General features: G+C 44.7%; 28 protein-coding genes and 1 pseudogene. 20 read left to right on the forward strand and 9 right to left on the reverse strand.

Going from position 1 to position 23516, the window contains the following annotated elements:
* The coding region (locus O9295_RS19805; RefSeq protein ID WP_288034799.1) for a helix-turn-helix domain-containing protein at nucleotides 1-84 on the reverse strand (84 nt) is incomplete at its 3' end.
* Nucleotides 62-139: pseudogene (locus O9295_RS27950) on the reverse strand (IS607 family transposase); the annotation flags it as partial. The pseudogene O9295_RS27950 and the gene O9295_RS19805, both read right to left, overlap by 23 nt.
* Before the next feature lie 114 nt (nucleotides 140-253).
* Here O9295_RS27950 and O9295_RS19810 point away from each other — a divergent pair.
* The 8 genes from O9295_RS19810 to O9295_RS19845 all read left to right on the forward strand — a co-directional run bounded on the left by O9295_RS19810 (nucleotide 254) and on the right by O9295_RS19845 (nucleotide 8169).
* On the forward strand, nucleotides 254-496 hold the full coding sequence (locus O9295_RS19810) for a DUF5678 domain-containing protein (RefSeq protein ID WP_002763698.1): 243 nt from the start codon (nucleotides 254-256) through the stop codon (nucleotides 494-496).
* 36 nt (nucleotides 497-532) lie between these two features.
* On the forward strand, nucleotides 533-1546 hold the full coding sequence (locus tag O9295_RS19815; protein WP_288034757.1) for a WD40 repeat domain-containing protein: 1014 nt from the start codon (nucleotides 533-535) through the stop codon (nucleotides 1544-1546).
* A 264-nt stretch (nucleotides 1547-1810) separates the two neighbouring features.
* Complete coding sequence (locus tag O9295_RS19820; protein ID WP_002798225.1) at nucleotides 1811-2383, forward strand: Uma2 family endonuclease; 573 nt, start codon at nucleotides 1811-1813, stop codon at nucleotides 2381-2383.
* A 200-nt stretch (nucleotides 2384-2583) separates the two neighbouring features.
* The gene (gene menA / locus O9295_RS19825) at nucleotides 2584-3495 is read left to right on the forward strand and encodes a 2-carboxy-1,4-naphthoquinone phytyltransferase (RefSeq protein WP_288034760.1); all 912 of its coding nucleotides are present in this window, start codon (nucleotides 2584-2586) and stop codon (nucleotides 3493-3495) included.
* Between the two features lie 267 nt (nucleotides 3496-3762).
* Nucleotides 3763-5547 carry a helicase HerA domain-containing protein gene (locus tag O9295_RS19830; protein WP_288034762.1) on the forward strand — a complete coding sequence of 595 codons (1785 nt, stop codon included), beginning with the start codon at nucleotides 3763-3765 and terminating at the stop codon, nucleotides 5545-5547.
* Nucleotides 5548-5603: 56 nt separating this feature from the next.
* Nucleotides 5604-6056 (forward strand): DUF29 domain-containing protein, encoded by a 453-nt coding sequence (locus O9295_RS19835; RefSeq protein WP_288034764.1) that lies wholly within the window; start codon nucleotides 5604-5606, stop codon nucleotides 6054-6056.
* A 2-nt stretch (nucleotides 6057-6058) separates the two neighbouring features.
* On the forward strand, nucleotides 6059-7426 hold the full coding sequence (rlmD, locus tag O9295_RS19840; RefSeq protein ID WP_288034766.1) for a 23S rRNA (uracil(1939)-C(5))-methyltransferase RlmD: 1368 nt from the start codon (nucleotides 6059-6061) through the stop codon (nucleotides 7424-7426).
* Between the two features lie 341 nt (nucleotides 7427-7767).
* Complete coding sequence (locus tag O9295_RS19845) at nucleotides 7768-8169, forward strand: ATP-binding protein (protein ID WP_002798232.1); 402 nt, start codon at nucleotides 7768-7770, stop codon at nucleotides 8167-8169.
* Here the strand turns inward: O9295_RS19845 and O9295_RS19850 are convergent.
* Entirely contained in the window at nucleotides 8166-8447 is a 282-nt protein-coding gene (locus O9295_RS19850) for a DUF6439 family protein (RefSeq protein ID WP_288034768.1), read from the reverse strand. The two genes, O9295_RS19845 and O9295_RS19850, sit on opposite strands and share 4 nt — an antisense overlap.
* A gap of 72 nt (nucleotides 8448-8519) precedes the next feature.
* On the opposite strand from O9295_RS19850, the gene O9295_RS19855 reads away from it, so the two are divergent.
* Entirely contained in the window at nucleotides 8520-8921 is a 402-nt protein-coding gene (locus O9295_RS19855) for a sll0565 family protein (RefSeq protein WP_288034769.1), read from the forward strand.
* 40 nt (nucleotides 8922-8961) lie between these two features.
* On the opposite strand, the gene O9295_RS19860 is transcribed toward O9295_RS19855, so the two are convergent.
* The 3 genes from O9295_RS19860 to O9295_RS19870 form a co-directional block, all read right to left on the reverse strand.
* Complete coding sequence (locus tag O9295_RS19860; RefSeq protein WP_288034771.1) at nucleotides 8962-9600, reverse strand: pilus assembly FimT family protein; 639 nt, start codon at nucleotides 9598-9600, stop codon at nucleotides 8962-8964.
* On the reverse strand, nucleotides 9578-10060 hold the full coding sequence (locus O9295_RS19865; RefSeq protein WP_288034773.1) for a type 4 pilin: 483 nt from the start codon (nucleotides 10058-10060) through the stop codon (nucleotides 9578-9580). The genes O9295_RS19860 and O9295_RS19865 overlap by 23 nt, the downstream gene beginning before the upstream one ends.
* Before the next feature lie 309 nt (nucleotides 10061-10369).
* Nucleotides 10370-11263, reverse strand: coding sequence for a DMT family transporter (locus O9295_RS19870; RefSeq protein WP_288034776.1), 894 nt, complete (start codon nucleotides 11261-11263; stop codon nucleotides 10370-10372).
* Nucleotides 11264-11453: 190 nt separating this feature from the next.
* Between O9295_RS19870 and O9295_RS19875 the strand changes: the two genes are divergently transcribed.
* From O9295_RS19875 to nrtS, 4 genes are read left to right on the forward strand one after another with little or no spacing between them, the layout of a single operon-like run.
* Nucleotides 11454-11810 carry a DUF1823 family protein gene (locus O9295_RS19875; protein ID WP_288034778.1) on the forward strand — a complete coding sequence of 119 codons (357 nt, stop codon included), beginning with the start codon at nucleotides 11454-11456 and terminating at the stop codon, nucleotides 11808-11810.
* 31 nt (nucleotides 11811-11841) lie between these two features.
* Entirely contained in the window at nucleotides 11842-12972 is a 1131-nt protein-coding gene (locus tag O9295_RS19880) for a CO2 hydration protein (protein ID WP_288034781.1), read from the forward strand.
* A gap of 53 nt (nucleotides 12973-13025) precedes the next feature.
* The gene (locus O9295_RS19885) at nucleotides 13026-13589 is read left to right on the forward strand and encodes a GUN4 domain-containing protein (protein ID WP_288034782.1); all 564 of its coding nucleotides are present in this window, start codon (nucleotides 13026-13028) and stop codon (nucleotides 13587-13589) included.
* 3 nt (nucleotides 13590-13592) lie between these two features.
* Nucleotides 13593-13844: a nitrate/nitrite transporter NrtS gene (gene nrtS, locus O9295_RS19890; RefSeq protein WP_288034783.1), complete on the forward strand. Its 252-nt coding sequence runs from the start codon at nucleotides 13593-13595 to the stop codon at nucleotides 13842-13844.
* A 386-nt stretch (nucleotides 13845-14230) separates the two neighbouring features.
* Here nrtS and O9295_RS19895 read toward each other — a convergent pair whose 3' ends face one another.
* Together O9295_RS19895 and O9295_RS19900 are read right to left on the reverse strand one after the other, a co-directional pair.
* Nucleotides 14231-15490: an L-lactate MFS transporter gene (locus tag O9295_RS19895; RefSeq protein WP_288034784.1), complete on the reverse strand. Its 1260-nt coding sequence runs from the start codon at nucleotides 15488-15490 to the stop codon at nucleotides 14231-14233.
* Between the two features lie 169 nt (nucleotides 15491-15659).
* Entirely contained in the window at nucleotides 15660-16259 is a 600-nt protein-coding gene (locus O9295_RS19900; protein WP_002752469.1) for a peroxiredoxin, read from the reverse strand.
* A 412-nt stretch (nucleotides 16260-16671) separates the two neighbouring features.
* Here O9295_RS19900 and O9295_RS19905 point away from each other — a divergent pair, with 412 nt between their 5' ends.
* The 6 genes from O9295_RS19905 to O9295_RS19930 all read left to right on the forward strand — a co-directional run bounded on the left by O9295_RS19905 (nucleotide 16672) and on the right by O9295_RS19930 (nucleotide 22511).
* On the forward strand, nucleotides 16672-17139 hold the full coding sequence (locus O9295_RS19905) for a helix-turn-helix domain-containing protein (protein WP_288034785.1): 468 nt from the start codon (nucleotides 16672-16674) through the stop codon (nucleotides 17137-17139).
* A gap of 7 nt (nucleotides 17140-17146) precedes the next feature.
* A complete protein-coding gene (locus tag O9295_RS19910) occupies nucleotides 17147-19765 on the forward strand; it encodes an ABC transporter transmembrane domain-containing protein (protein WP_288034787.1) in 2619 nt (872 codons plus the stop codon).
* A gap of 2 nt (nucleotides 19766-19767) precedes the next feature.
* On the forward strand, nucleotides 19768-21222 hold the full coding sequence (locus tag O9295_RS19915) for a beta-barrel domain-containing protein (protein ID WP_288034789.1): 1455 nt from the start codon (nucleotides 19768-19770) through the stop codon (nucleotides 21220-21222).
* Nucleotides 21223-21322: 100 nt separating this feature from the next.
* Nucleotides 21323-22057, forward strand: a complete 735-nt coding sequence (locus O9295_RS19920; RefSeq protein WP_288034791.1) for a peptidylprolyl isomerase — start codon at nucleotides 21323-21325, stop codon at nucleotides 22055-22057.
* A 57-nt stretch (nucleotides 22058-22114) separates the two neighbouring features.
* A complete protein-coding gene (locus O9295_RS19925) occupies nucleotides 22115-22339 on the forward strand; it encodes a type II toxin-antitoxin system MqsA family antitoxin (RefSeq protein ID WP_288034792.1) in 225 nt (74 codons plus the stop codon).
* Entirely contained in the window at nucleotides 22329-22511 is a 183-nt protein-coding gene (locus O9295_RS19930) for a hypothetical protein (RefSeq protein WP_288034796.1), read from the forward strand. The genes O9295_RS19925 and O9295_RS19930 overlap by 11 nt, the downstream gene beginning before the upstream one ends.
* Nucleotides 22512-22565: 54 nt before the next feature.
* On the opposite strand, the gene O9295_RS19935 is transcribed toward O9295_RS19930, so the two are convergent.
* A complete protein-coding gene (locus O9295_RS19935) occupies nucleotides 22566-22805 on the reverse strand; it encodes a hypothetical protein (protein WP_110580154.1) in 240 nt (79 codons plus the stop codon).
* Between the two features lie 396 nt (nucleotides 22806-23201).
* On the opposite strand from O9295_RS19935, the gene O9295_RS19940 reads away from it, so the two are divergent.
* Nucleotides 23202-23516: nitrogen fixation protein (locus O9295_RS19940; protein WP_288034798.1), on the forward strand; the 315-nt coding region annotated here is incomplete at its 3' end.

Genomic DNA, 23516 nt, shown 5'->3' on the forward strand with positions numbered 1-23516 from the left:
ATGACGTGCGGTTCCTGCGTGTTGGGCTAATAATGAGCGTTGTTGATTATTTAGTTTTAACTCAGTCTTGAATCCTAGTAGCAACGTCTCTTAACTCCTCTACGATTTTTCTATTTTTATGGCTTCTAGAGCCATACAATCATACAATCCTCCCTACTCCCTAGTCCCTAGCTCCCTAGCTCCCTAGCTCCCTGCTCCCTGTCCCTGCCTCCCTGCCTCCCTGCCTCCCTGCTCCCTTCTCCCTAGAAAGATTATGACCAACTCAATCTCTCAAGAACAAGCCCAAGAAATGTTACGTTGGTTAAACAAAAATCGTGACACCGTGATTGATTTATATAAAAATCAATACATTGCTTATAATGAAAAAGGAGTGATTGCTCACGGTGAAAATTTACAGAATGTTCTAGAAGAAGCCAACACAACCAATCAAGAATTTGTCATTTATCTTGTTCCTAGTTGTCGTTATTCTATTCAAATTTTACCCATTCAAGTTTAAAGTAGTTTAAGTTGATTTTGACAACGGCAAAATTCTATGAAAATAACCCTTTATCAACCGACGTTATCGTTATTATTGCTGCTGTTGCTATCCGGTGGTTGTGCAGTCAATCGGGAAAAAGAGAAAACCACCACTCCGCAAGCGTCTCCCCTAGCAGAAATCGTTCCTTGGCAGATGGTCGAACGGGTTACTATTTTAAAAGCCGATCAGGATCCCATCTATGCTTTGGCCATTAGTCCCGATAACTCCTTGCTGCTAAGTGGTAGTTTTGACGGCACGGTTAGGGAATGGGACCTAAAAACCCAAAAACCTCTCAGGACTTGGCAACTAGGTGATACCGTTAACGCTATCCAATTTAGTCCCGATGGTGAGACTTTCGTAACTGCCGATGCGGGGGGAAAAGTGCAACGCTGGAATACGCGCACGGGAAAATTAGAAATGACCTATCCTGGCCATGCTTTTCTCGTTACTGATGCCGCTATTTCTCCCGATGGCGAAATTTTGGCCACGGGTAGCTGGGATCGTACAGTTAAACTCTGGGATTTTCAGACGGGTAAACTGTTAAAAACCCTGCGCGGCCATAATCATCCGATTCAGGCGATCGCATTTAGTCCCGATGGTGAAGGAATTGTTAGCGCCGATTACGATGGCTTCGTTAAACTGTGGAAAGTGAGTACCGGTCGCTTTATTCGGGCCTATGCGGGTAATTTATTCCCCGTTTATCGGGTGCTTTTTTCCAAGGATGGTAATATCGCCGGTACTGCTAGTCAAGACGGTTCGATCCGCAGTTGGCAAGTGAAAAGCGGCATCGGCACCACTACTATTCTCGCCCATAACGACGCTGTTACCGATATGGCCCTGCTCGATGGGGGCAAAGTTTTGGCCAGCACTTCCGGGGATGGAACCGTCAAATTTTGGGATGTTAATACCCGTCGGCGCTTGAATACCCTGAAGGGAAACGTCATCCTAAGAATGGTTGCCAGTCATGATGGTCGTTGGTTAGTCACTGGAGATCAAGACGGTGCGATCGCAATCTGGCGGGGAATCTAATTGGGGTCTGCTGAAAAAGTTTTTCCTAGAAGCAGGGTGTAGGGTGTAGGGTGTGGGGTGTGGGGTTTTACCGATTTTGAGGGGGTCAATTACCTAATTTTCAGGGAAAAAGTAGCTGAATTTCCCCCTGATCACTCCCATATCTGGTACTTTTGGATTTCAAAAAAGTCTAAAACTCTTATCCAGCAAGGTTTTTAGATTTATTCAGCCAGCCCTAATTGACTATAATTAAGACTAGAGTGTTTTCTAGGGCGAAATATAGCCATGGCAGCAGTGATTTTAAACTTAGATACAGTCAATCTCAGCGATGAGCAGTTTTACCGTCTCTGTCAAGTTAACCCAGATTGGCAACTGGAAAGAAACGTTCAAGGAGAATTAATTGTCATGCCACCTGTTGGGGGAATTAGCGGCAACCGAGAGGCCGATTTTATCATTGACTTAGGTATCTGGAACCGTCAAACCCGATTGGGTAAAGTCTTTAGTTCGGCGACGATTTTTCGTTTACCGAAGGGCGGAGATCGCGCTCCCGATGCCGCTTGGGTGAGTTTAACTCGTTGGCAAGCTCTGAGTCGAGAAGAACAGGAGAAATTTCCGCCTATTTGTCCCGATTTCGTCATTGAACTGCGCTCCCGTAGCGATTCCCTCCCGGAAATTCAAGCTAAAATGCGGGAATATCTCCACAGTGGTTTGCGATTAGGTTGGCTAGTTAATCCTCAACAACAACAAGTGGAAATTTATCGTCCTCAGCAACCCGTAGAAATTATGGAACTACCGGCTAATTTAAGCGGAGAGGATGTCTTACCCGGCTTTAGTCTATTTATCTCTATTTTTGAGTAAAATATCCTTAAAACCGAGGTATGATCAGACCTCTGGTAAAAATCAAAAATTGTTGTTAGGGTTAGGAGTCGGTCGTCAGTAGTCAGGGGAAATTCAAGGACTTTTTCCCTGAAAATTAGCTAATTGACCCCCTGAAAATCGGTAAAACCCCACACCCTACACCCTACGCCTAGGAAAAACTTTGTCAGCAAACCCTAACTATGACCACCGATACTGTCACCACTCCCTCGCCCCAAAAACTCTGGTTAGCAGCCATTAAACCACCAATGTATAGTGTGGCAATTATACCGATTATTCTGGGAACAGCGATCGCTTATCAGGAAACAGGTCTATTTTCTCCCCCGATTTTTGCCACTTTTATCCTCTCAGCTATTTTAATTCTCGCTTGGTTAAATCTCAGTAATGATGTTTTTGATGCCGATACCGGGATCGATGTCAATAAGGCCCATTCGATTGTTAATTTAACCGGTAACAAATCTTTAATTTTCTGGCTGAGTAATCTTTTTCTATTATTAGGCATCGCTGGTATTTTTGCTATTAGTTATGGGCGAGGCGATTGGACTATCCTAGAATTAATCGCCCTCTGCTGTTTTTTGGGCTATACCTATCAAGGGCCTCCCTTCCGCCTCGGTTATCAAGGATTAGGTGAAATTATCTGTTTCTTTACTTTTGGACCCTTGGCGATTGCCGCTGCCTACTATTCGCAAGTCGGTGCTTTTTCTCTCTCTAGTCTAGCGGCTTCAATTATTATCGGGATTACCACTTCTATCATCCTTTTTTGTTCCCATTTCCATCAAGTCGCCGATGATCTCAAAGCGGGTAAAAAATCACCTATTGCCCGTTTGGGTACTTTAAAAGGTTCTAGAGTTTTAACCGTAGTCACGGTTCTCGTTTACGTTTTAACGGTAGTTTTTGTCCTGCTGCAAGTTTATCCCCCTCTCAGCCTTTTAATCTTCCTTAGTCTCCCTTTCGCTTGGCAATTAGTCAACCACGTTAACCAAAATCACGACCAACCTCAGCTAGTCAGTAACTGCAAGTTTATAGCGGTTAATCTTCACTTTTTTAGTGGCATTCTCTTCTCCCTTGGCTATTTCCTTGCTTCCCGTTCATAAACTGGATTTTTTTTCTTAAACCCCTTTATCAGTTATCAGTTATCAGTTATCAGTTATCAGATTTGAGTTTTAAGTGTGCAGTATGTATTAAGTGGGAAGTATTTAATACGGCGGATTCAGCCTTAGTCTGGTACATCTTCCAGTTTCCTACTGTCTTTTTACTGTTTACTGATCACTGATTACTGTTTACTGTACCCGATCGAGTTTGCACTTATTAACGGAAAAGTGACAGAATAGGGAGATAGATCGCCACAAATCAAGGTTAGCATGAGTGAACAACCCCTCGGATCGGTTATTCAAGGTTCCCTGAGTGAAGGTTTAGAAATCCGTCTTTATCCGGATATTTCCGTGGAAGATATGCGCGTCGGTAAGTTTTTGGTGGTGCAAGGCACTCGATCGCGTTTTTTCTGTCTCCTCACCGATGTCTCCCTGGGTAACTCCAGTCCCCGGATTATCGCGAATCCTCCCCATCCCGATGATAGTTTTATGCGCGATGTTTTGGCGGGTAGCGGTACTTATGGTACTATTGAACTATTACCTATGCTCATGTTTACGAAGTCAGAGGAAGCCCCGGCTTTTCAAGCCGGGGTCTCTCTGACGAAGTCAGAGGAAGCCCCGGCTTTTCAAGCCGGGGTCTCTCTGACTCCGACTGGAGGTAATTCCCCGGCAGTTTCTGACACTTCCTTAGGCTCTTTTCAACCCCAAACTAGCGCCGATTTAGAATTACTGCCAGTTAAAACTATTCCCGCCCATTTTAGCCAAGTTTATGAAGCTTGTGAGCAGGATTTTCGCATGGTTTTCGGTTGGGAAGATGATCCCACCAGAAAGAATTTTGCTATTGGTCAACCCCTTGACATGGACGTGCCAATATGTATTAATCTCGATCGCTTTGTGGAACGTAGTAACGGTGTTTTTGGCAAATCCGGGACGGGAAAATCCTTTTTAACCAGATTACTAATTTCGGGCATTATTCGCAAACAAGCAGGGGTTAACCTCATGTTTGATATGCACTCGGAATACGGTTGGGAAGCGATGAAAGAAGGGAAGGATGTTTCTACGGTGAAAGGATTATGTCAATTATTCCCCGGACAGGTGGAAATTTATACCCTCGATCCCGATTCTACCAAACGCCGGGGAGTACGAGGAGCGCAGGAATTATTCTTAAGTTATAATCAGATTGAAATCGAGGATATTCGTTTAATCGGTCGGGAATTAGGTATCTCGGAAGCTAGTTTAGATAATGCCAATATTCTCTATAACGAGTATGGAGAATCTTGGATTACTCAGTTATTAAATATGAGTAACGAGGATATTAAAATCTTCTGTACGGAAAAACAAGGCCATGCGGGATCAATCATGTCCCTCCAGAGAAAATTAATGCGTCTAGATAGTTTGAAATATTTAAGAAGTGCTTGTCCCCACAATTATATCGATCAGGTTTTACAAGCTTTAGATGCAGGTAAGCACGTTGTCATTGAATTTGGCTCCCAAAGTAATATGCTTTCCTATATGTTAGCCACCAATATGATCACCCGTCGGATTCATGCTAATTATGTGAAAAAAGCTGAATATTTTTTACAAACTAAAAACCCCGTTGATCGGCCGCAACAGTTAGTGATTACCATTGAAGAGGCTCATCGATTTTTAGATTCTGCCGTGGTGCATCAAACTATTTTTGGAACCATCGCCAGGGAGATGCGAAAATACTTTGTTACTCTCTTAATTGTCGATCAAAGACCTTCAGGAATTGATAACGAAGTTATGTCTCAGGTAGGGACAAGAATCACCTGTTTATTAAACGATGAAAAGGACATCGAAGCCATATTTACTGGAGTTTCTGGAGGGGGAAGTTTGCGATCAGTTTTAGCGAAATTAGACTCAAAACAACAGGCTTTAGTTTTAGGTCATGCGGTCCCTATGCCGGTAGTAATTCGTACTCGCGCCTACGATCAAAAATTCTATGCTGAAATAGGTGCGACCGACTGGCGAGAATTACCCGATGAGGAAGTATTAGCGGCGGCCAAAATTGCCAAAGCTGATCTAGGATTTTAGAAAAATTAATTTTTGATTGTAGAATAGAGTTGGATTGTTTTTACTGTTTACCTCCCATGACCGCTCAAATACCGATCTCGAAGATCAGCTTATACGATCGAGATTTTCAGCTATGGATCGAGACAACCGTTAACCAATTACGACGGGAAGATTTTGCCTCGGTTGACTGGACTAATCTGATCGAGGAATTAGCAAGTATGGGAAAAAATAATCGACACGCTCTCAAAAGTTTGTTAATTCAATTATTAGCGCATCTGCTCAAGTTAGTTTATTGGCAGACGGAAAGAGAGTATAATGCTAATCAATGGGAAGCGGCAATTATTAATTTTCGAGTTGAAATTGCCGATCTGCTGGAAGACAGTCCTAGTTTAAAACCTTATCTCCTCGAAATTTTCGATTCTTGTTATGGAAAAGCTAGGCAAATAGTCTCGAAATTGAGCAGGCAAGAAATTCCTATAGAAGTCATTATTACCCCAGCAGAAACCCTGGATGAAAACTGGTTTCCCTAACTATGCAACAAGGTGATTTAATCGAGATCGAGATTACCGACCTCAACCATACGGGCGAAGGTGTGGGAAAATACCGAGGACAGGTGATTTTTGTGCCGGATACGGTCATTGGCGATCGCATTCAAACTCGCATCACCTATATCAAAAAAAGTCATGCGATCGGCAAACTACAAACTATTCTACAAGCTTCTCCCCATCGTATCCGGCCCCGCTGCATCGTCGCCGATAAATGTGGTGGCTGTCAATGGCAACACATCGAGGATCAATTTCAGCGCCTGGTCAAAAAAGAGCAGGTACAAGAGGTATTAACCAGAATTGGCGGTTTTAGCGATCCTTTGGTTTATCCTCCCCTCACCGGTAATTCTCCCCTCGCTTATCGCAATAAAGCTACCTATCCCCTCGGATTTTCCCCCACCGGCAATGTGCAAGCAGGTTATTATCGTCGCGGCAGCCATCATCTGATTAATCTCAATCAATGTCCGATTCAAGATCAGGCTTTAAATCCGTTTCTAGCAGAGATAAAACAGGATATTCAGGGTCAAGGCTGGTCAATTTACGATGAAAAGACCCACCAAGGACAATTACGCCATTTATCCCTAAGAATTGGCCGCCACACGGGAGAAATTTTATTAACCCTGATTAGTACTGATAATAATTTACAGGGAATTGAGGCACAGGCGCGGCAATGGCTGGCAAAATACGCCAATTTAGTCGGTGTAACCGTGAATTATCACCCCGAGCGAGGTAATGCTATTTTTGGCGCTCAGACCACAACTATCGCCGGAAGGGACTATATTACCGAAAAGTTCGCCGGATTAACCTATCAATTGGCTGCCGATACCTTTTTTCAGGTTAATACAGAGGCTGCTGAGGCTTTATTTGCGGTTATTTGTCAGAAATTAGACCTTAAAGGTGAAGAAATTCTCATTGATGCCTACTGTGGCATCGGTACTTTTACTTTACCCCTCGCTAAACGGGTTAAAGAGGTGATTGGACTAGAATCCTATAGCTTTTCCCTCGATCGAGCCAAGATTAACGCCCAATTAAATAATATTACCAACACAACTTTTATTTTGGGGGCAGTAGAAAAAACTTTACCGCAACTGACAGTTAAACCCGACATTATTCTACTCGATCCGCCCCGCAAAGGTTGCGATCGATCTGTCCTCGATAGTCTGTTACGGCTGCAAAGTCAACGCATTGTTTATATCAGTTGTCAAAGTGCAACTTTAGCCAGAGACTTGCAATATCTCTGTAAAACAGGCGATTATCAACTGCTAGAAGTGCAAACAGCTGATTTCTTTCCCCAAACTCCCCACGTCGAATGCGCCGCTTTTCTTAGACAAAAAACAGCGAATATGGTAGGATGAAATAGGAGGAAAAACCCGACACTTTAGCCGTTTATAGCTGAAAAGTCAATGGGTAAGGATAATAGCATATTAAAGACCGTTCCAGTCAACTACTTTTTTGATTAATTACCCGCTCAAAGTGGCCTTGATTCTCGATTGGTTTGTAGATCAATCATAAAAATATCTAATCAATCTCAGAGACAGAAAAGGGATAAAACATGACTCATTAGGTATGGCAATCATCTAGATCGACGGTTAAGAGACCTTAATCTTTCTGTAAGAGAACAGTCATTGAATAAAAGCTAGAGGTAAAGCGCGTGATTGCTATTTCACTGCCAACAAGCAAACGAAGCTGGAACACCATGAGTTTCGCTTCCACCTTGTATCTTTGTCCGATTTTAGATTTATTGACCGCTAGTATTCCCGAAGAATTAGAACCAGAAATTAGATTAGGATTGCAAGAAGCTTTAGTTAATGCCGCTAAACACGGCAATCATCTCGATCCCAGCAAAACCGTGGTCGTTCACTTTTCCAGCAGTAAAGACGAGTATTCTTGGGTAATTACCGACGAAGGTTGTGGATTTACGCCAGGTTGTCACCATCATGGCTGTAGTTGCGATTGTCCCAATTTTCCCCCCGAAGAAGCGGAAAATGGCCGAGGACTGTGTATGTTATATCAAATCTTCGACCAAGTTCACTGGAATCAACAAGGAACCCAACTGAAACTTTGTAAACAAATTAAACAGGAACGGTGGTTCACCTAAGGACCATGACCGTGAGAAGGACAGGGAGGAGCAGAAATCGAGCGATCAAGCCAGCCTGTAGCCTGTTGTAGCCGAGGAAGTGCTTCTTCTGGCTGATTATCTAATAAAAACACCAAAGCCGTCCCTAATTGTTCGGCGGCCCGAGCATTACGATTGGCTTTCAGACGATGCCAGTCAATCGGTGTGATCGCCAAACGTTCCGCTAAAATCCGCGCCAATTCCAGGGTAGATAGATCATCAACAGTCTGAGATGAGGAAGAGACAGGGGATGGAATCATAATCAAAAGGTTTCGTAAAACCGTAAAATCGTCTATAACTATAGTTTAGACGCAGGAAATCGGATCGAGTCCATGTCCTTAGAAGAAAACCCATACCCTAACGATGAATCGGCGGAATTTACCCAAGCGATTGAAGAAGTCGAAGCGGCGATCGCAGCACTAAAAGACCGTTATCGACAGATCAACGAAGCAGAACAGCAAAAAAAAGACCTAGAGGCGCAATTTAGCCAAATAGAACCCCAATGGCGGGAAAATCCCCTACCTGAACTAGAAAAGGAATTGGCACAAATTCGCGAACAGATTCAAGAATTAGAGGTAATTTTAGAAAGCAATTTACTGAAAGAAGGGGAATTAAAGCGCCTATTCTGGGAAGGAATCCGTCGCGGACTGCTGGGGGAGGTTTTTTGGCAAATTGTCCGCTTTGGTGGTATCGGAGTCTTACTGGGTTGGATTCTGCGATCCTGCACGGGGTGATTAACTGCACAGGGGTGGGTGTGTTGCCTTGAGAAGCTGATTAGGGTTGGGTTCCATCCAGACGGATTTGACATTTACTGGCATCGAGGTTAGTTAGAGAAGCGAGGTTAGTTAGAGAAGTGTCGTTATAAGTGCCTTGTTTAACTATTCCTAACAGAGAAGCGATAACTATACACTTTCTTTCTTGGTTGGGATAGGGATCGGCGGTGGCATTGGCGGCGGGATATAATACGATTATCGCTTGGGTTGCCCGCGGAACAAAGGTTAACCCCGGCACATGACCCCGAAAGGAAAACTGTACCCCCGGACTGCCGCCTAGGGTGGGAAAATTCCTCACCACCATAAATATTTCCTGCGGCAGACTTAAGGAACCCCCATTAGCATTAGCCGCCACTAAACAACCCGGTTCATTGGCCTTTATTTGCTGGTAAACCGTGGGACCAGTGCCAGTCCCGTTAGTAAAATTAATCGTGCAATTCCTCCCTCGACGGATAGCTTGTTTTTGGGCATCCCGTAGGGCTGATTGTATAGAATCGGTGGCTTCTTGGACTCTATTGCTATTTAACCAAGCTAATAAATTAGGTCCGGTTAAGGCGGCAAGAATTCCCGCAATTGCCAAAGCTATCAAAATTTCTAACAGGGTAAAACCCTGATTTTTATGGACATTTAAACGACGCATCGGGAATCACCTCGACAGAACTTTTAGCAATAACATTTTCTTGGTTGGGGTAATCGTTAGCAGTTTTAGGATCAGCTAATCTCACTTCATACTCTATACGGAGACGATGAGGATTATCCTCTTGGTTAGTAATATTAAAAGTCCGAACGAGAGAATATTTTTTACCGACAATTTCTCGGTCGGGGACGGTAGTAGCAGTTAGTTGTTTTCTTAAAGCTGTGGCATAACCCTGAGCGATATTTGTACATACATCATCACTGACATTAGGGTTGGCAGGAATGGAGTTGACATCTAAACTCGAAGCTAAAGCTTTGACATTCTCAAAGTCTTCTTGAATCCAAAAGTTAGCTTTAGTTTGTCTTTCTGCCCGAACTTTATATAAGGCATTCACTGCCATTAACTGTAAGGTTCCTGTTAAGAAAGCGGTAATAGTTAAAATGGCAATTATCACTTCTAACATCGAGAAACCTGACTCGTACGACGGCAGTTTTAACTGTATCCCCTTCCCTTTTGATTTCACTTTTCAACCCTCCCCGTTTTTCCTGAAAACCACTGGCTTTTTTTAGCTCTCAACTACAGAGTACCCAGATGATCGGATATTTCTAACTCTGGTCAGGGAATTAATCCCCCGAAAACCCTATTTCTCAAGTGAGTCAGATTGTCTAAACTCTCATGCAGTTAGCATTGTACACTAATCTAGCTTTTGTCTGTGATCATCATCTGCGATCAAGATCACACTTAACCGGTAATATTAGATACACTAACAAGCTTATCCGCCTAAAATAGCAATGCCTACGCCGATTAACAGAATTAATCCGCCATAAATGACTTCTTGGGCTGGTATTTCACCAAAAATGAACACTCCTAACAGACTAGCGGCGATTGGCTCTAATAAAATTACCATGGTTACTATTGTCGGTGCTACCCATCGCAAAGCCCAGTTAAAGCTAGTATGACCGATTAATTGCGGAAAAATCGCCATCATTAACACATAAACATACACGGATAAGGGATAGCTTTCGTAACCTTGACCGAATAAAAAAATAGAAGGTAATAAAGCTAATCCTGCGGTAGTGTAGGCTACAGTTATATAATTCTTAATATTTAAGCCCTTTCTTTGTGCTTCCCGTCCGAGGAGAATATAACCACTAACGAGAATCGCCCCAATTAAAGCCAAGCTATTGCCCAATAAAGGGTTAGGATAAGAACTACTGAGATCTCGATCGGCTAAAACAATCAATAATCCCCCCGTTAGAGCCACAAAAATGCCGATAAAAGTTAATTTTGTCGGTTTTTCTCGAAACCACCACCAACCCAACAGAGAAACCCAGAGGGGATTAGTGGTGACTAAAGTGGTAGAAGCGGCGATCGATGTGTAAGATAGAGAACTAATCCAAGTAGCAAAATGGAGAGCTAAACAAAATCCCGCTCCCACTGCGTAATAATAGGCTTGAACAGGGACTTTTTGGCGTGATAAGGTAAACCAGTTCGGAATTAGGACAACAGAAGCCAATATCAGACGAGAAGTCGCTAAAAATAAACTAAATGCGATCGTAGCATTACCTACCGCTTCGATCGCTAACCGGATAAAAATTGCCGATGCAGAAACCGACACCACACCGATAGTTAAGATAAAAATAATTTTGGCGTTAGAAGGAGGCAAAATAGGCTACGCTTACGCGATGATCAATGATGTTATTCACCAGTTATTTTAACCGTAGGCAGGAGTCGGTCGTCAGGAGTCAGGAGATAGGAGTCAGGAGATAGGAGATTATTTTATTTATTCTCCCCACACCCCACACCCCACACCCCACACCCCACACCCCACACCCCATCACCCATTTACTTGATCTATGGAACTACCAGAATTAAATATAGAGACAATTTGGGCGATTATTAACGATGAAATTGACGACGAAACCGTTAATAAATTGGTTTGGCAAACTTTAGGTTATCGTTACGATGAAAGTCAAGGAAAATGGGATAATAGTCAAGTAGAGGAAGATTGGCGCTGTGAATATCCTCAACCCCCGGATTTTATTGCCAATCGTCCTCCAACAGTAAAATTAACTCGATCGATCTTGCCAGAAAATAAACAATTATTAAAAGATAAATTGGGGTTTACCGGTTATAAAATTGGCGAATTCAATCCCCGCATGACTCGCCGTGCCACCGCCGCTAATTGGTTGTGCTTTTATGCGTTAAAATAGATCAGGAAAGTTATTTTATCAAGCTTCTAGCATGGTCACTATCCCTGTCAAGTCCTCCTCTCATCCCCTAGCATCCTATATTGATCGTCTCACGGCTGGGGAAGCATTGTTAAAAGATACTCCCCAGAATTTGATCGAGGTAGTGGGTATCCTGAAAAGTTACGGAGTGGTGTTAGATGCTTATTCCAAAAATTTAATTTATATTGCGGAAAATCAGTTTTTGGTCTTTTTCCCTTTCTTTAAATATTTTAATGGTCAAGTATCTTGGCAGAAATTACTACAACACTGGTGGCATAATCGCATTAATTTTGAGTATGCTGAATACTGTATGAAAGCCATGTTTTGGCATGGTGGGGGTGGTTTAGATAGTTATGTAGATAGTGCTGCTTTTCGGGAAGTGACAGCCAAGGTTATTCAGTCCAAATTTAGGAATAATCCCCTAGTTTTAAGTTTAAATAAAGTCTTTCCTGAATTTTTGCCAGAACAAATGCGGATGATGGCCTACTATAGCGGTTTAGGTCAATTTTGGCGAATTATGGCCGATGCTTTTTTAAGTTTATCCGATCTCTACGATGCCGGAAAAATTACCAGTATTCCCGCAGTGGTGGCACACATTAAGAAAAATTTAGTCGATAATGCTAGTCAAGCAATTGTCTATAAAGTAAAAATAAAAGGACAAACCTATGATCTGATCCCCAAATCGGCAGGATTAACCTTTCTTGCGGATACGGCAATCCCCTACGTTGAGGCGGTTTTCTTTCGCGGAACACCTTTCCCCGGTACAATTTCCTATAATGCCCAAGCCTATCAAATTCCCTACGATCAAGGAATGTTTGCCTATGGTGCTTTGTATGCGGATCCTTTACCCATCGGAGGTGCAGGGATTCCTCCCACACTATTAATGCAGGATATGCGTCACTTTTTACCAGATTATCTGCACGACATTTATAAAAAGAGTTTTCGTCAAGAAGAAGATTTATTAGTCCAGATCTGCGAAACTTTTCAAAAGTCGATGTTTTGTGTAACAACGGCAGCCATTCAAGGATTAGCACCTTACCCTTTAACTACCACAGATTTAAAAGAACAAAAAGCCAATCGCATCTATCTAGAAGCATGGATGAATCGCTTTGTTAAGTCAAGATTAGAAGCGGTAAATCAATAATTATTTTGCCGATAAATCGGTAATTTTTGCATTCAACAAACCCCTTTACATTTATGTCAGATATTAACGCCCAACTTCAGGATATTTTAGCTCAATTGCAATCTTTAACCGAACGGGTTGCCCTCATCGAAGCGCGGCAGATGTTAGTACCGGACATCGAGCGCTATGGTAAATTACAGCAATTCCTAGCTGAGGGGAACTTTAGGGAGGCAGACGCAGAAACTCTCCGAGTTATCCTCGAAGCTGCTGGCAGAACCCGCGATACTTTAACCCCAGAGGATATGATGCGGTTTCCTGTTAATGTGATTCGGGTACTCGATCGCCTTTGGAAAAATTATAGCGGCGATCATTTCGGTTTTAGCAATCAGGTGAAGTTATATTTTGCCGCCGGGGGTGATATTAACACCCTGCGAACCCAAGATGCGGAAACGATTAAAAAATTTGGGGAATTGGTAGGATGGCGCGATAAAGATCAGTGGCGTATCGATGATTATGATCACTGGGATTTTAGTCTAGCAGCTCCTGAAGGCTGTTTTCCCGCTCTCTGGTGGAAGTCTCCCTACGGGTTAAAAATGGTGACTTTTTGTTTTACTCGCCTGATAGAGTGCGATTTATAGGCAATGAAGGGAATTATCGGCTATTTTCATGCTTTATTATCCCCCCAATTTGCTCCCACTGGGATAAGAGTGGCTGTGGTAGTGGGGACAATTTTATTGACAATTAACCACGGTTATGCTATAGTCAGTGGCCGCATGACAAGCGATCGCTGGATGGCTGCATCACTGACTTATCTAGTTCCCTATCTGGTCAATGTTCATGGGCAGTATAGCAGTTATCGCCGTCAGCAGTGGCCGAAAAAATCCCAGCAATAAAGGCAATTTTGAGCGGTTAGGTGACAATTATTGAGAGCTGCAAACACCCCCTGATACTAAATCCTGTTTAAAAAGTATAGGATAGTGGGGTGTGGGGTGTGGGGTGTGGGGTGTGGGGAGAAACAATTCATAACTTGAGAGTTAATCACACTATTACAAAGGGATTTGGTATGATTAGTCGAGGACTGCTTTGATAGCGATCAAGACGAATATTCAGGAGTCCGATTTACCATGGCTACTGTTTTATTGAACACTGGCGAGTTCCAAGAAATCCCTGATGATCAGTTAATTTCTTTCCTCGAGGAAAACCGAGATTTGATTCAAGATCGACCATCACCCCGAAAAAGAGCGATTAAAAGACCTATATCGTCCAATGTAAAACTCCACTAGCTGGGATTTGATAGCTGTGATCGCTCTCTTTTCAGTAAGGCACTCGCGAGAAAAATACCCAGTATTGCCAATACAGCCATGGCATAAAAAGCATAAGTGTAAGTACCGAACCAATCGCGAATTCTACCGGTTACTAAAGTTCCGATCAAAGCACCAACACCGTAGGCAGTAAAAACAATACCGTAATTTTGGGCGTAGTGGTCAGGATTAAAGAAGTGGAGAGTGGTAGCGGGAGCTAAGGCTAACCATCCCCCTAAACAGAACCAAAATAGACAAAAAGCCACTAGATAGCTAGTAACCGCCCCTTTTTCAGCCTTGACCATCAACAGACAACCGATCAAAATGAGTGTATAGGCCCCGATCGCTAGATAATGGGGTTTCCAGCGATCGCTAAACCAACCGAACAAAGGACGACTAATACCATTAAACAAGGCAAATAGCGCAACACTACTAGCGGCTAACCCCGGCTCGATCTGGATAATTTCCTCAGCCACAGGACTAGAAATACCGATGGCACTCAAGCCAATTAAAGCACCAATAGCATAGCAAAGCCATAAGCCATAAAATGAGCGACTTTTCAGCATATTCACTGGATAATTAGCCTGAAAGTCGGATTTTCGATTAGCTAAATTGGCGGGAGGTTGCCAGTCCTGGGGGGGTAATTTCATGGCGAGGGCAATAATCATAATAATTATTGTAAAGATAATCCCCAAAAATCTTAAACTTGGTCTAACGCTATATTCATTGATTAATCGATTGGCTAAAGGTGCGGTAATCAGGGGAGAAAGGCCAAATCCGATGATGGTTAAACCCACCGCTAAACCTTTTTTGTCGGGAAACCAGCGTGCCACCACTGCCATGGGAACACCGTAAGCGATGCCGACTCCCGTGCCAGCAATGACTCCGTAGGTCAGAATAATTGTCTGGATCTGAGCGGCAAAACTAGCGAGAATATAGCCTAAACCGACGATAATTCCGCCGATAGCGGTCATTCTGCGAGTGCCTACCCGGGGGATATAAAAACCGGCGATCGGCATAGAAGCGGCATAAAACACTAGGGCCACAGTGTAGGGTAGTAAGCTTTCCGTGGCGCTGAGATTTAACTCTGTTTCTAGGGGTTTTCTAAAGATACTCCAAGAGTACACCGTCCCTAAACAGAGTAAAACACCCATTCCTAGAGGTATTAATAACCATCTACCTTTGGCCGCGGGTAATCCCAAAACTGTCAACTCGGAATCATAATTACTGTTAGTCATAGATCGCCGTGACTCTTTCTAGACTTGTCTGGCCAGTATTCTAGATGAGGTCATGGCTAATGGGGCCAATTTTCCAGAAAATTTTCCGATTAAAATGAGGGGCGAATTATTTCGCCCCCCTTAAAAGTCTCCCCCCATCTATAGCGGAGGGACTTCTGAGGATTTTTAACTAAACTGCCGCGAAGTAAACTTTTGACTTCACAGGATCGGGAACCATGGTAGCATCCCCTTCTTGCCAACCGGCGGGACAAACTTCATCCGGATGGGATTGGACGTATTGAATCGCTTTCAGAGTGCGGAGGGTTTCATCGACACTGCGACCGAAGGAAAGATTATTAATAGTAGCGTGTTGGATAACACCTTCTTTATCGATGATAAACAGACCACGCAGGGATACCCCCGCATCAGGATCAAGAACATTGTAAGCGGTGCTGATTTCTTTTTTCAGATCCGACACCAACGGATAGGCCACATCCCCCACACCGCCGGATTTTCTCTCGGTTTGAATCCATGCGAGGTGAGCAAATTCACTATCGACGGACACCCCTAAAATCTCGGTGTTGATACTGCTAAATTCGCTAACTCGATCGCTGAAAGCGGTAATTTCCGTGGGGCAAACAAAGGTAAAATCGAGGGGATAGAAGAATAAAACGACGTATTTACCCCGATAATCCGATAATTTGATGGTTTTGAACTCTTGATCGAAAACGGCGGTCGCGGTGAAATCCGGCGCCGCTTGTCCGACTCTTAAGCAACCTTCGGCGGTCATACTTTTAATCTCCTTAATCTAGTTTCTGGGAAAATGCAACTATTTTTACATTCCTTAACAACTATATCATAGTCATAACGATTTTGAGTAGTCAGCAATCAGTGATCAGTTATCAGTTATCAGTTATCAGTGGCTAGTGGGGAGATAGGGAGATAGGGAGATAGGGAGATGGGGTGGTCACTGCGTGCGCGTTGCGGGGGGTGATGGGGGTTAGGTGTTAGAGAGGTTTGATCGGGCGAGAGAAAAAGAATTTAATAGACTCCGTAATGTTCACTTTTGCAGCCGAAATAATAATTTAAGGACAGCGAAAGAGATCGTCGCCCAGCGAATTCAGCCCATCGTACAACTTAGTACAACTTTCTTGCCTCAACGCTCCTCCATGCGTCTGCTTTTACTTATAGTTGCAAAGGCTATGTCATCAAGCACCGGTAAATATCTATCCTCATCCCAACGTCAGCAACTCCTCGAAATCTTAACAGAACCAAATATCCCCGATATCGATCGCAAACGGATTCAAATCATTCTTTTCGCTGACGAGGGCAAATCCCAGGGCGAGATCCGTAAGCTTCTCGATTGTACTGCCGCCACCGCTAGTAAATGGATACTGATCGCCGAGAGTGGCAAGATCGATCGCTGGCAGAAATACCGCCGCGGTCGCCCTTCAAAAGTTGATCAACCTTACCTCGATCGCCTGAAGGAACTGATTAGTAAATCCCCCCGGGATTTCGGCTATTCCTTTAAGCGATGGTCGGGAGTTTGCTTAGCGCGGCATCTAGAGAAAGAATTCGGGGTTGCACTCACCCCCACCCACATCAATCGCCTCCGCAAACAGCTACAGCCGCTCCGCATCGTCGATCTTTCTCCTTCAGCCAAAGCTTAAAACAACTATGCTCGATACTCACAGCCTCGTCAATCCCTGGCCGGAATTCCTGTCCGAAACCCAGTGGCGGAGTCTCCAGAAAACGGCGATCGCCCTCTCTCCCGAAGCAGGTACACTGCCCGTACAGTCGGGGTTATACCTAGTCGTTGGCGGCAAAGTTCGTATAGCGAACTCGCAGCAAAAAGAGATGATTGCGCTCAAAACTGGCGAATTTTTCGGAGAATTCTCCCTCTTTCCCCGATCGGGTTTTCTTCCCTACTCGGTTCGAGTCTCGGCGAAGGCGGAACTACTTCTTATCCCCGAGTCCGCCCTGAGGCCGATCCTGAAAAAACACCCCGCCCTGAAAAAAACATTACTACAACGGGCGCGGGAAATTGAGCAACTTCTTGGGATGAAGGCAGAAGAAACGGACAAAAAAAGCGATCAAACCTATTTTCCCTCTCCGGCGCGGCGGTTAGGTCACTGGATCGGTCAATCCCTCCGCCGTTATCCCTTCTTCGAGCAACAGTCCGCCTCCGATTGCGGGGCGGCCAGTTTAGTCATGATCGCCCGTTATTGGGGCAAAAGAATCAGCGTCAACCGTTTGCGGGAAATGGCCAACGTCAACCGCGACGGGGCATCCCTGAAGGGACTGATCACCGCGGCGGAAAATATCGGCCTCTCCACCCGTCCGGTAAAAGCGACTCTAGAGGGATTAGGGAAACAGCCCCTACCGGCGATCGCTCACTGGGAAGGCAAACACTTCGTTGTGATCTGGAAAATTACCCCCAAACAGGTGATTATCGGCGATCCAGCGATCGGGCAATTAACCCTAAGTCGTGCCGAATTCGCCAGTAAATGGACGGGATTCACCCTGCTGCTCCAACCGAACCAGAAATTTCGGGACACGAAAGAGGATAAAACCTCTCTCTGGCAGTTTTATCGCTTACTGGAACCCCATTGGTTCGTACTGCTGGAAATTTTCGTCGCCTCGCTCTTTATTCAGATATTCGGCTTAATTACGCCGATTTTCACCCAGTTAATCCTCGATCGGGTGATCGTGCAGGGGTCGTTAACCACCCTTTGGGCGATGGGGATCGGTGCGCTAATTTTCGGGGTTTTTCGGGTGGCAATTACTGGTTTACGCGCCTATCTCCTCGATCACACCGCTAATCGCATCGATACGGCATTAATCACCGGTTTTATCCGCCATACCCTCAGCCTTCCCCTCGGTTATTTCGAGTCCCGCTATGTGGGCGATATTATTTCCCGCGTCGGGGAAAATCGCAAGATCCAGCGTTTTCTCTCTGGGGAAGCTCTCTCGATTTTACTTGACTTATTAACGGTTTTCGTGTATGTGGCGGTGATGTTCCGCTATAGCTGGCAATTAGCCCTGATCAGTTTAGCGATCGTGCCACCGTTCCTTCTGCTGGCGTTAATTTCTACCCCTTTTCTGCAGCGAATATCCCGGGATATTTTTCAGGCGATCGCTAAGGAAAGCAGTTACCTGATCGAGATTTTAACCGGTATTCGTACCGTCAAATCTACCGCCACAGAGCGCTCAACCCGTTGGCACTGGGAAGACCTTTTCTCGGTGGAGGTCAAGAAAAATTTCTCCGGGCAGATCATCGGCAATAATCTCCAGATATTCAGTAATCTGATCGAATCTTTAGCGACGACAGGGTTACTCTGTTTCGGTGCCTATCTAGTGATTCAAAATCAATTATCGATCGGACAACTGATCGCCTTTAATATGCTTTTTGCCCAGATCATCGCGCCTTTTCAACGCTTAACCGTTCTCTGGACGCAATTTCAAGAAGTCAATATCGCCGTCGAGCGCATTAACGATGTACTAGACGCAAAGCCGGAGGAGAATTTAGAGGAACTTTCCCGTCAGTTTCTCCCGGAATTACAGGGACATATTCGCTTTGAGAATGTCACCTTTCGCTACCACACCGACAGCGATCGCAATGTTTTAGAAAACCTCAGTTTTGAAATTTTACCCGGTCAAACCGTTGCCCTCGTCGGTCGGAGCGGTTCGGGAAAAACCACGATCTCGAAATTACTGATCGGCCTCTATCCCCCCACCGACGGCAAAATCTCGATCGACGGTTACGATCTGAGTACGATCGCCCTCAGTTCCCTCCGGCAACAGGTGGGAGTCGTCGATCAAGATACCTTTCTCTTCGGTTCCACGATTCGGGAAAATATCAGTTTAGGACATCCCGATCGCCCCCTAGAAAATGTGATCGAAGCGGCGAAATTAGCGGGAATTCATGAGTTTATTCAATCACTGCCCATGGGGTACGAAACCCAGATCGGCGAGGGTGGAGGGCTACTTTCCGGGGGACAGAGACAACGGATCGCCATCGCTCGATCGCTAATGGGAGAGCCGCGGTTATTAATCCTCGATGAAGCCACTTCCCACCTCGATACCGAATCGGAACGGATTATTCAAACAAATCTCCAAAAAATTCGGCAGAATCGCACGATGGTGATTATCGCCCATCGCCTCTCTACGGTGCGGAACGCGGATTGTATTCTCGTTCTCGATCGAGGGGTATTAGTCGATAGTGGAACCCACGAAGAATTAATGGCCCGTCCCGGTATTTACCGTAATTTGAATTCTAATCAATTGAGTGAATAACTATGACAACCAATCTAGACAGAGAGCGCGATAACTGGTCTTTCCAGACCAAAGAATTGATCGATACTTTACCCCTACCCTGGACGCGTGGTTTACTCTATTTTCTGATTATTTTCGTCTCGATCATTCTCCCCTGGGCGATATTCTCAAAAGTCGATGAAACGGGTGTCGGTCCAGGAAAACTGGAACCCCAAGGGGAAACAGTCAAACTCGACGCAATCACCGCAGGAGAAGTGGAAAAAATCTATGTCCGTGAAGGCCAAGAGGTGAAAGCAGGACAACCGATTTTAACCCTAGATTCCTCATTAATCGGCAAGGAAATACAACAAATCGAGGAGAAAATAGAAGGACAAAAAAGCCGTCTTTCCCAACAGAAACTTGTCAAAAGTCAGTTAGAGATTTCTTTAACCACCCAAAGCCAACAAAATCGCGCGGCAGCAGCGGAAAAAGAAGCCTCGATCGAACAAGCGCGGGAGAATGTGGACGCATTAATCAAGAAGGCCAAAATATCCCTAGAAGAACAACAGGCGCGGGTAAATCAAGCGAAAACCGCCCTCGCACAAAGTCAGACCGATTACCCGATTCTCAAAAGTCGTTATGAAACGGCTTTAAAAGAAGTCGATCGCTACCGAAAAGCGTGGGAGGATGGCGCGATATCGGAGGTGCAATTCATCGAGCGTGAGGACAATGCCAAGGAACGCCAACAACTCTACGAGCGGGGAAAAGCGGAGGTCAAAGAAAATCAACATAAACTAGCGGAATTAGAAAGCACCTACCGTCAGACGAGTCAACAAACGAGCGCGGATATCGCCCAAGCGCGTCTGCAATTACAGGAGCGGCAGCGGGGTTATCAAAGTCTCCGCCATTCCAACGAGTTGGCACTCTTAAGGGTACAGGAGCAGATTAACAATCTAGACACGGAGATCGCAACACTGGCATCGGAAATCGCCCAAAGCGAGAGCCAACGGCAAGCGCTCCAAATCCAACTAAGTCAGAGGGTTTTAAAGGCGAATACCGACGGCACGATCTTTTCATTACCGATTAAACGCGCGGGTGCGGTGGTGCAGTCGGGAACGCGGGTTGCGGAGATAGCACCGAAGGGATCGCGGTTTATTCTCAAGGCAGAAATGCCCACGGATCAAAGTCAATTTCTCCGGGCGGGTATGCCGGTAAAAGTCAAGTTCGATGCCTATCCTTTTCAGGATTACGGCATTATCGGCGGCAAGATCACCAAGAAATCACCGACGGCGATCGAAAAGGAAACGCCCAACGGAAAAATTAACGTTTTCGAGCTAGAAATTCAACTCGATCGCTCCTGTATTCAAAAGGGAAATCAATGTATTCCCCTCAATCCGGGGGATACGGCTACCGCAGAAGCGATCGTCCGTCAGCGTCGGGTGATCGATTACATCCTCGATCCCTTTAAGGATCTGCAAAAAGATGGGTTAAAACTCTAGTTTTTTTAGGTATCAAAGCCAAATTACTTACACCCCTCCCTAACCCTCTTGCCTATCTCAACTAGGAAATTAATTTTGCATAACTGTTTCAGGAGTCATTATGTCCCATAGTATTACCATCAGCAATCAAGACCTTATCCAACAGCTTAAGCTATCGGGGAAAGTTCCCGAAATGGCCGAGGGAATTATCGCTCGGAAAATCATCACCGAAACCGCCACGGAAGCGGGGATTAAAAACACACCTGACGAGTTACAACAGGCGGCTGATCAATTCCGTCTCGCCAATGAATTACATAACGCCAAAGATACATGGAATTGGTTGGAAAAACAGGGCTTATCCCTAGATGATTTCGAGGAGATCGTTCAATTCAATTTACTATCGGGTAAATTAGCCGAACATCTTTTCGCAGACAAAATTGAATCCTATTTTGTGGAACACCAGCTAGATTATACTGGCGCGGTGATCTATGAGGTAGTGTTAGCAGATCAGGCGATGGCGGAGGAGTTGTATGAATCGATTCAGGAGGAGGAAATCAGCTTTCAGGAAGTAGCGCATCGCTATATCGAGGATGTGGAATTACGACGCAAGGGAGGTTATCGCGGTACTGTTTACCGTAAGGATTTACGACCGAATCTTTCGGCCGCAATTTTCGCATCGGATTCTTCTCGATTGTTGAAACCGCTGCAAGGCGATCGAGGTTTTCATCTGATTTTCGTCGAGGAAATCGTTAAACCAAAATTAACCGAGGAGTTGGCTCTGAAAATCGGTGTCGATTTGTTTAACGGCTGGGTAAAGGAGAAGATTCAAGAGATAGAATACGAGTTTAGTAATTAATTGTGGACGGGGTGGGTAATACTCACCCCGCAAACATAGTAAGGGAAGATAAGAGTTATGGAATGTGTGATCTGTAAACACGGCACGACTCGATCGGGTTTCGTAACTGTTACTTTAGAGAGAGATGATTGTATCGTGATTCTAAAACAAGTCCCCGCAGATGTCTGTCAGAATTGCGGGGAGTATTATCTAAGCGAGTCGGTTACTGCGGAAGTTTTACAGAAGGCCGAGGATGCGGTGAATAAAGGCGCGGGAGTAGAGATTATCCGCTATGTCGCTTGAGTGCGTCTTGGTAGAGTATAAAGAGAGCGATCGAGCTTTTCACCTGATTTTCGTTGAGGAAATCCTTAAACCAAAATTAACCGAGGAGTTGGCTCTGAAAATCGGTGTTGATTTGTTTAACGGCTGGGTAAAGGAGAAGATTCAAGAGATAGAATACGAGTTAAGTAATTAATTGTGGACGGGGTGGGCATTGCTCACCCCGCCCCTTAATTATTCTAAAACACCATTAATAGAGTGCAACGTTAGAGTCTAACGAAAAACCGCCACCACCACCGCCGCCGCCACCGGTGGGAATAGAAACAGATATATTGGTCGGACCGCCTTTTGAAGCTCGACCGATACCGTATCCAACCACGAAAGCGGCGATAACCCATCCAAAAAAACCACCTCGCATTCCGACTTCTTCATTCGTTAGGTTTCTTAATTCATCGGTCGTTTGTAAATCACTGACTTTGATGTTAGCCATAATCGATTGATCTCATGTTTGAGGTTTACTAAACATAATCATCCACGATACACATTCAAAACGCAAATATATTTTGAAATTTAATTAACTTATTTTTGTCTCGAATTTGATCGGCAAGAATACTGAGATCAGTTGTACTTTAAGGTTATTCTCTCAACAATGTAGAATAACCTAGATTATATTTTTTGAACTTAAATGATCTTTTTATGTTCAATTAGTCTTTAAAAATATCTTGTTTTTTCTTGCGAGGTTCCATAGTATTAAATTCAGAGAAGTAGCTCGACAAGCCTGACAACTCTTGCCAAGACTTTTCTATTTATAGAGTCAATTACGATTGCGATCGTGTTCCCTAACCAATTCGCTCGTAATTATCCATTGAACAAGCGGATAAAACTGATGAAATCTCTTCCGCACCAGACACCTACCCTTTGCCCTAGCGCGCGAGAAAATTCCCCGGATAGCGTAATTTTCGGGATCGCAGCGGGAACCGTTGAGGAACCCCGCGTCGCCTATCTCCCGGAAATCCAACCCGTCACCGCGGAAATTCTCGCACTCGCTCAACCCGTCACTCCCACCGAAGTCTTCCGCTTCGCCGCGTCCTGCGCGGAAAAAGAATGCGTTCATTTCGATGGGAAAGATTGTCGCCTCGCGCACCGGGTGGCACAGGGACTCGCAGAAGTAACCGATACCCTTCCCCCCTGTCGAATCCGG

The sequence above is a fragment of the Microcystis sp. LE18-22.4A genome, from assembly GCF_027531105.1.
GTDB lineage: Bacteria > Cyanobacteriota > Cyanobacteriia > Cyanobacteriales > Microcystaceae > Microcystis > Microcystis aeruginosa.

What these genes read in the sequence shown, in the direction of transcription:
- O9295_RS19855 (WP_288034769.1), top strand. Translation starts at nt 8,520, where the DNA reads ATGTCCTTAGAAGAAAACCCATACCCTAACGATGAATCGGCGGAATTT.
- O9295_RS19850 (WP_288034768.1), bottom strand. Translation starts at nt 8,447, where the DNA reads ATGATTCCATCCCCTGTCTCTTCCTCATCTCAGACTGTTGATGATCTA.
- O9295_RS19935 (WP_110580154.1), bottom strand. Translation starts at nt 22,805, where the DNA reads ATGGCTAACATCAAAGTCAGTGATTTACAAACGACCGATGAATTAAGA.
- O9295_RS19820 (WP_002798225.1), top strand. Translation starts at nt 1,811, where the DNA reads ATGGCAGCAGTGATTTTAAACTTAGATACAGTCAATCTCAGCGATGAG.
- O9295_RS19875 (WP_288034778.1), top strand. Translation starts at nt 11,454, where the DNA reads ATGGAACTACCAGAATTAAATATAGAGACAATTTGGGCGATTATTAAC.
- O9295_RS19835 (WP_288034764.1), top strand. Translation starts at nt 5,604, where the DNA reads ATGACCGCTCAAATACCGATCTCGAAGATCAGCTTATACGATCGAGAT.
- O9295_RS19865 (WP_288034773.1), bottom strand. Translation starts at nt 10,060, where the DNA reads ATGTTAGAAGTGATAATTGCCATTTTAACTATTACCGCTTTCTTAACA.
- O9295_RS19910 (WP_288034787.1), top strand. Translation starts at nt 17,147, where the DNA reads ATGCTCGATACTCACAGCCTCGTCAATCCCTGGCCGGAATTCCTGTCC.
- O9295_RS19905 (WP_288034785.1), top strand. Translation starts at nt 16,672, where the DNA reads ATGTCATCAAGCACCGGTAAATATCTATCCTCATCCCAACGTCAGCAA.
- O9295_RS19880 (WP_288034781.1), top strand. Translation starts at nt 11,842, where the DNA reads ATGGTCACTATCCCTGTCAAGTCCTCCTCTCATCCCCTAGCATCCTAT.
- menA (WP_288034760.1), top strand. Translation starts at nt 2,584, where the DNA reads ATGACCACCGATACTGTCACCACTCCCTCGCCCCAAAAACTCTGGTTA.
- O9295_RS19920 (WP_288034791.1), top strand. Translation starts at nt 21,323, where the DNA reads ATGTCCCATAGTATTACCATCAGCAATCAAGACCTTATCCAACAGCTT.
- O9295_RS19885 (WP_288034782.1), top strand. Translation starts at nt 13,026, where the DNA reads ATGTCAGATATTAACGCCCAACTTCAGGATATTTTAGCTCAATTGCAA.
- O9295_RS19860 (WP_288034771.1), bottom strand. Translation starts at nt 9,600, where the DNA reads ATGCGTCGTTTAAATGTCCATAAAAATCAGGGTTTTACCCTGTTAGAA.
- O9295_RS19930 (WP_288034796.1), top strand. Translation starts at nt 22,329, where the DNA reads ATGTCGCTTGAGTGCGTCTTGGTAGAGTATAAAGAGAGCGATCGAGCT.
- O9295_RS19915 (WP_288034789.1), top strand. Translation starts at nt 19,768, where the DNA reads ATGACAACCAATCTAGACAGAGAGCGCGATAACTGGTCTTTCCAGACC.
- O9295_RS19830 (WP_288034762.1), top strand. Translation starts at nt 3,763, where the DNA reads ATGAGTGAACAACCCCTCGGATCGGTTATTCAAGGTTCCCTGAGTGAA.
- O9295_RS19925 (WP_288034792.1), top strand. Translation starts at nt 22,115, where the DNA reads ATGGAATGTGTGATCTGTAAACACGGCACGACTCGATCGGGTTTCGTA.
- O9295_RS19900 (WP_002752469.1), bottom strand. Translation starts at nt 16,259, where the DNA reads ATGACCGCCGAAGGTTGCTTAAGAGTCGGACAAGCGGCGCCGGATTTC.
- O9295_RS19815 (WP_288034757.1), top strand. Translation starts at nt 533, where the DNA reads ATGAAAATAACCCTTTATCAACCGACGTTATCGTTATTATTGCTGCTG.
- rlmD (WP_288034766.1), top strand. Translation starts at nt 6,059, where the DNA reads ATGCAACAAGGTGATTTAATCGAGATCGAGATTACCGACCTCAACCAT.
- O9295_RS19895 (WP_288034784.1), bottom strand. Translation starts at nt 15,490, where the DNA reads ATGACTAACAGTAATTATGATTCCGAGTTGACAGTTTTGGGATTACCC.
- nrtS (WP_288034783.1), top strand. Translation starts at nt 13,593, where the DNA reads ATGAAGGGAATTATCGGCTATTTTCATGCTTTATTATCCCCCCAATTT.
- O9295_RS19810 (WP_002763698.1), top strand. Translation starts at nt 254, where the DNA reads ATGACCAACTCAATCTCTCAAGAACAAGCCCAAGAAATGTTACGTTGG.
- O9295_RS19845 (WP_002798232.1), top strand. Translation starts at nt 7,768, where the DNA reads ATGAGTTTCGCTTCCACCTTGTATCTTTGTCCGATTTTAGATTTATTG.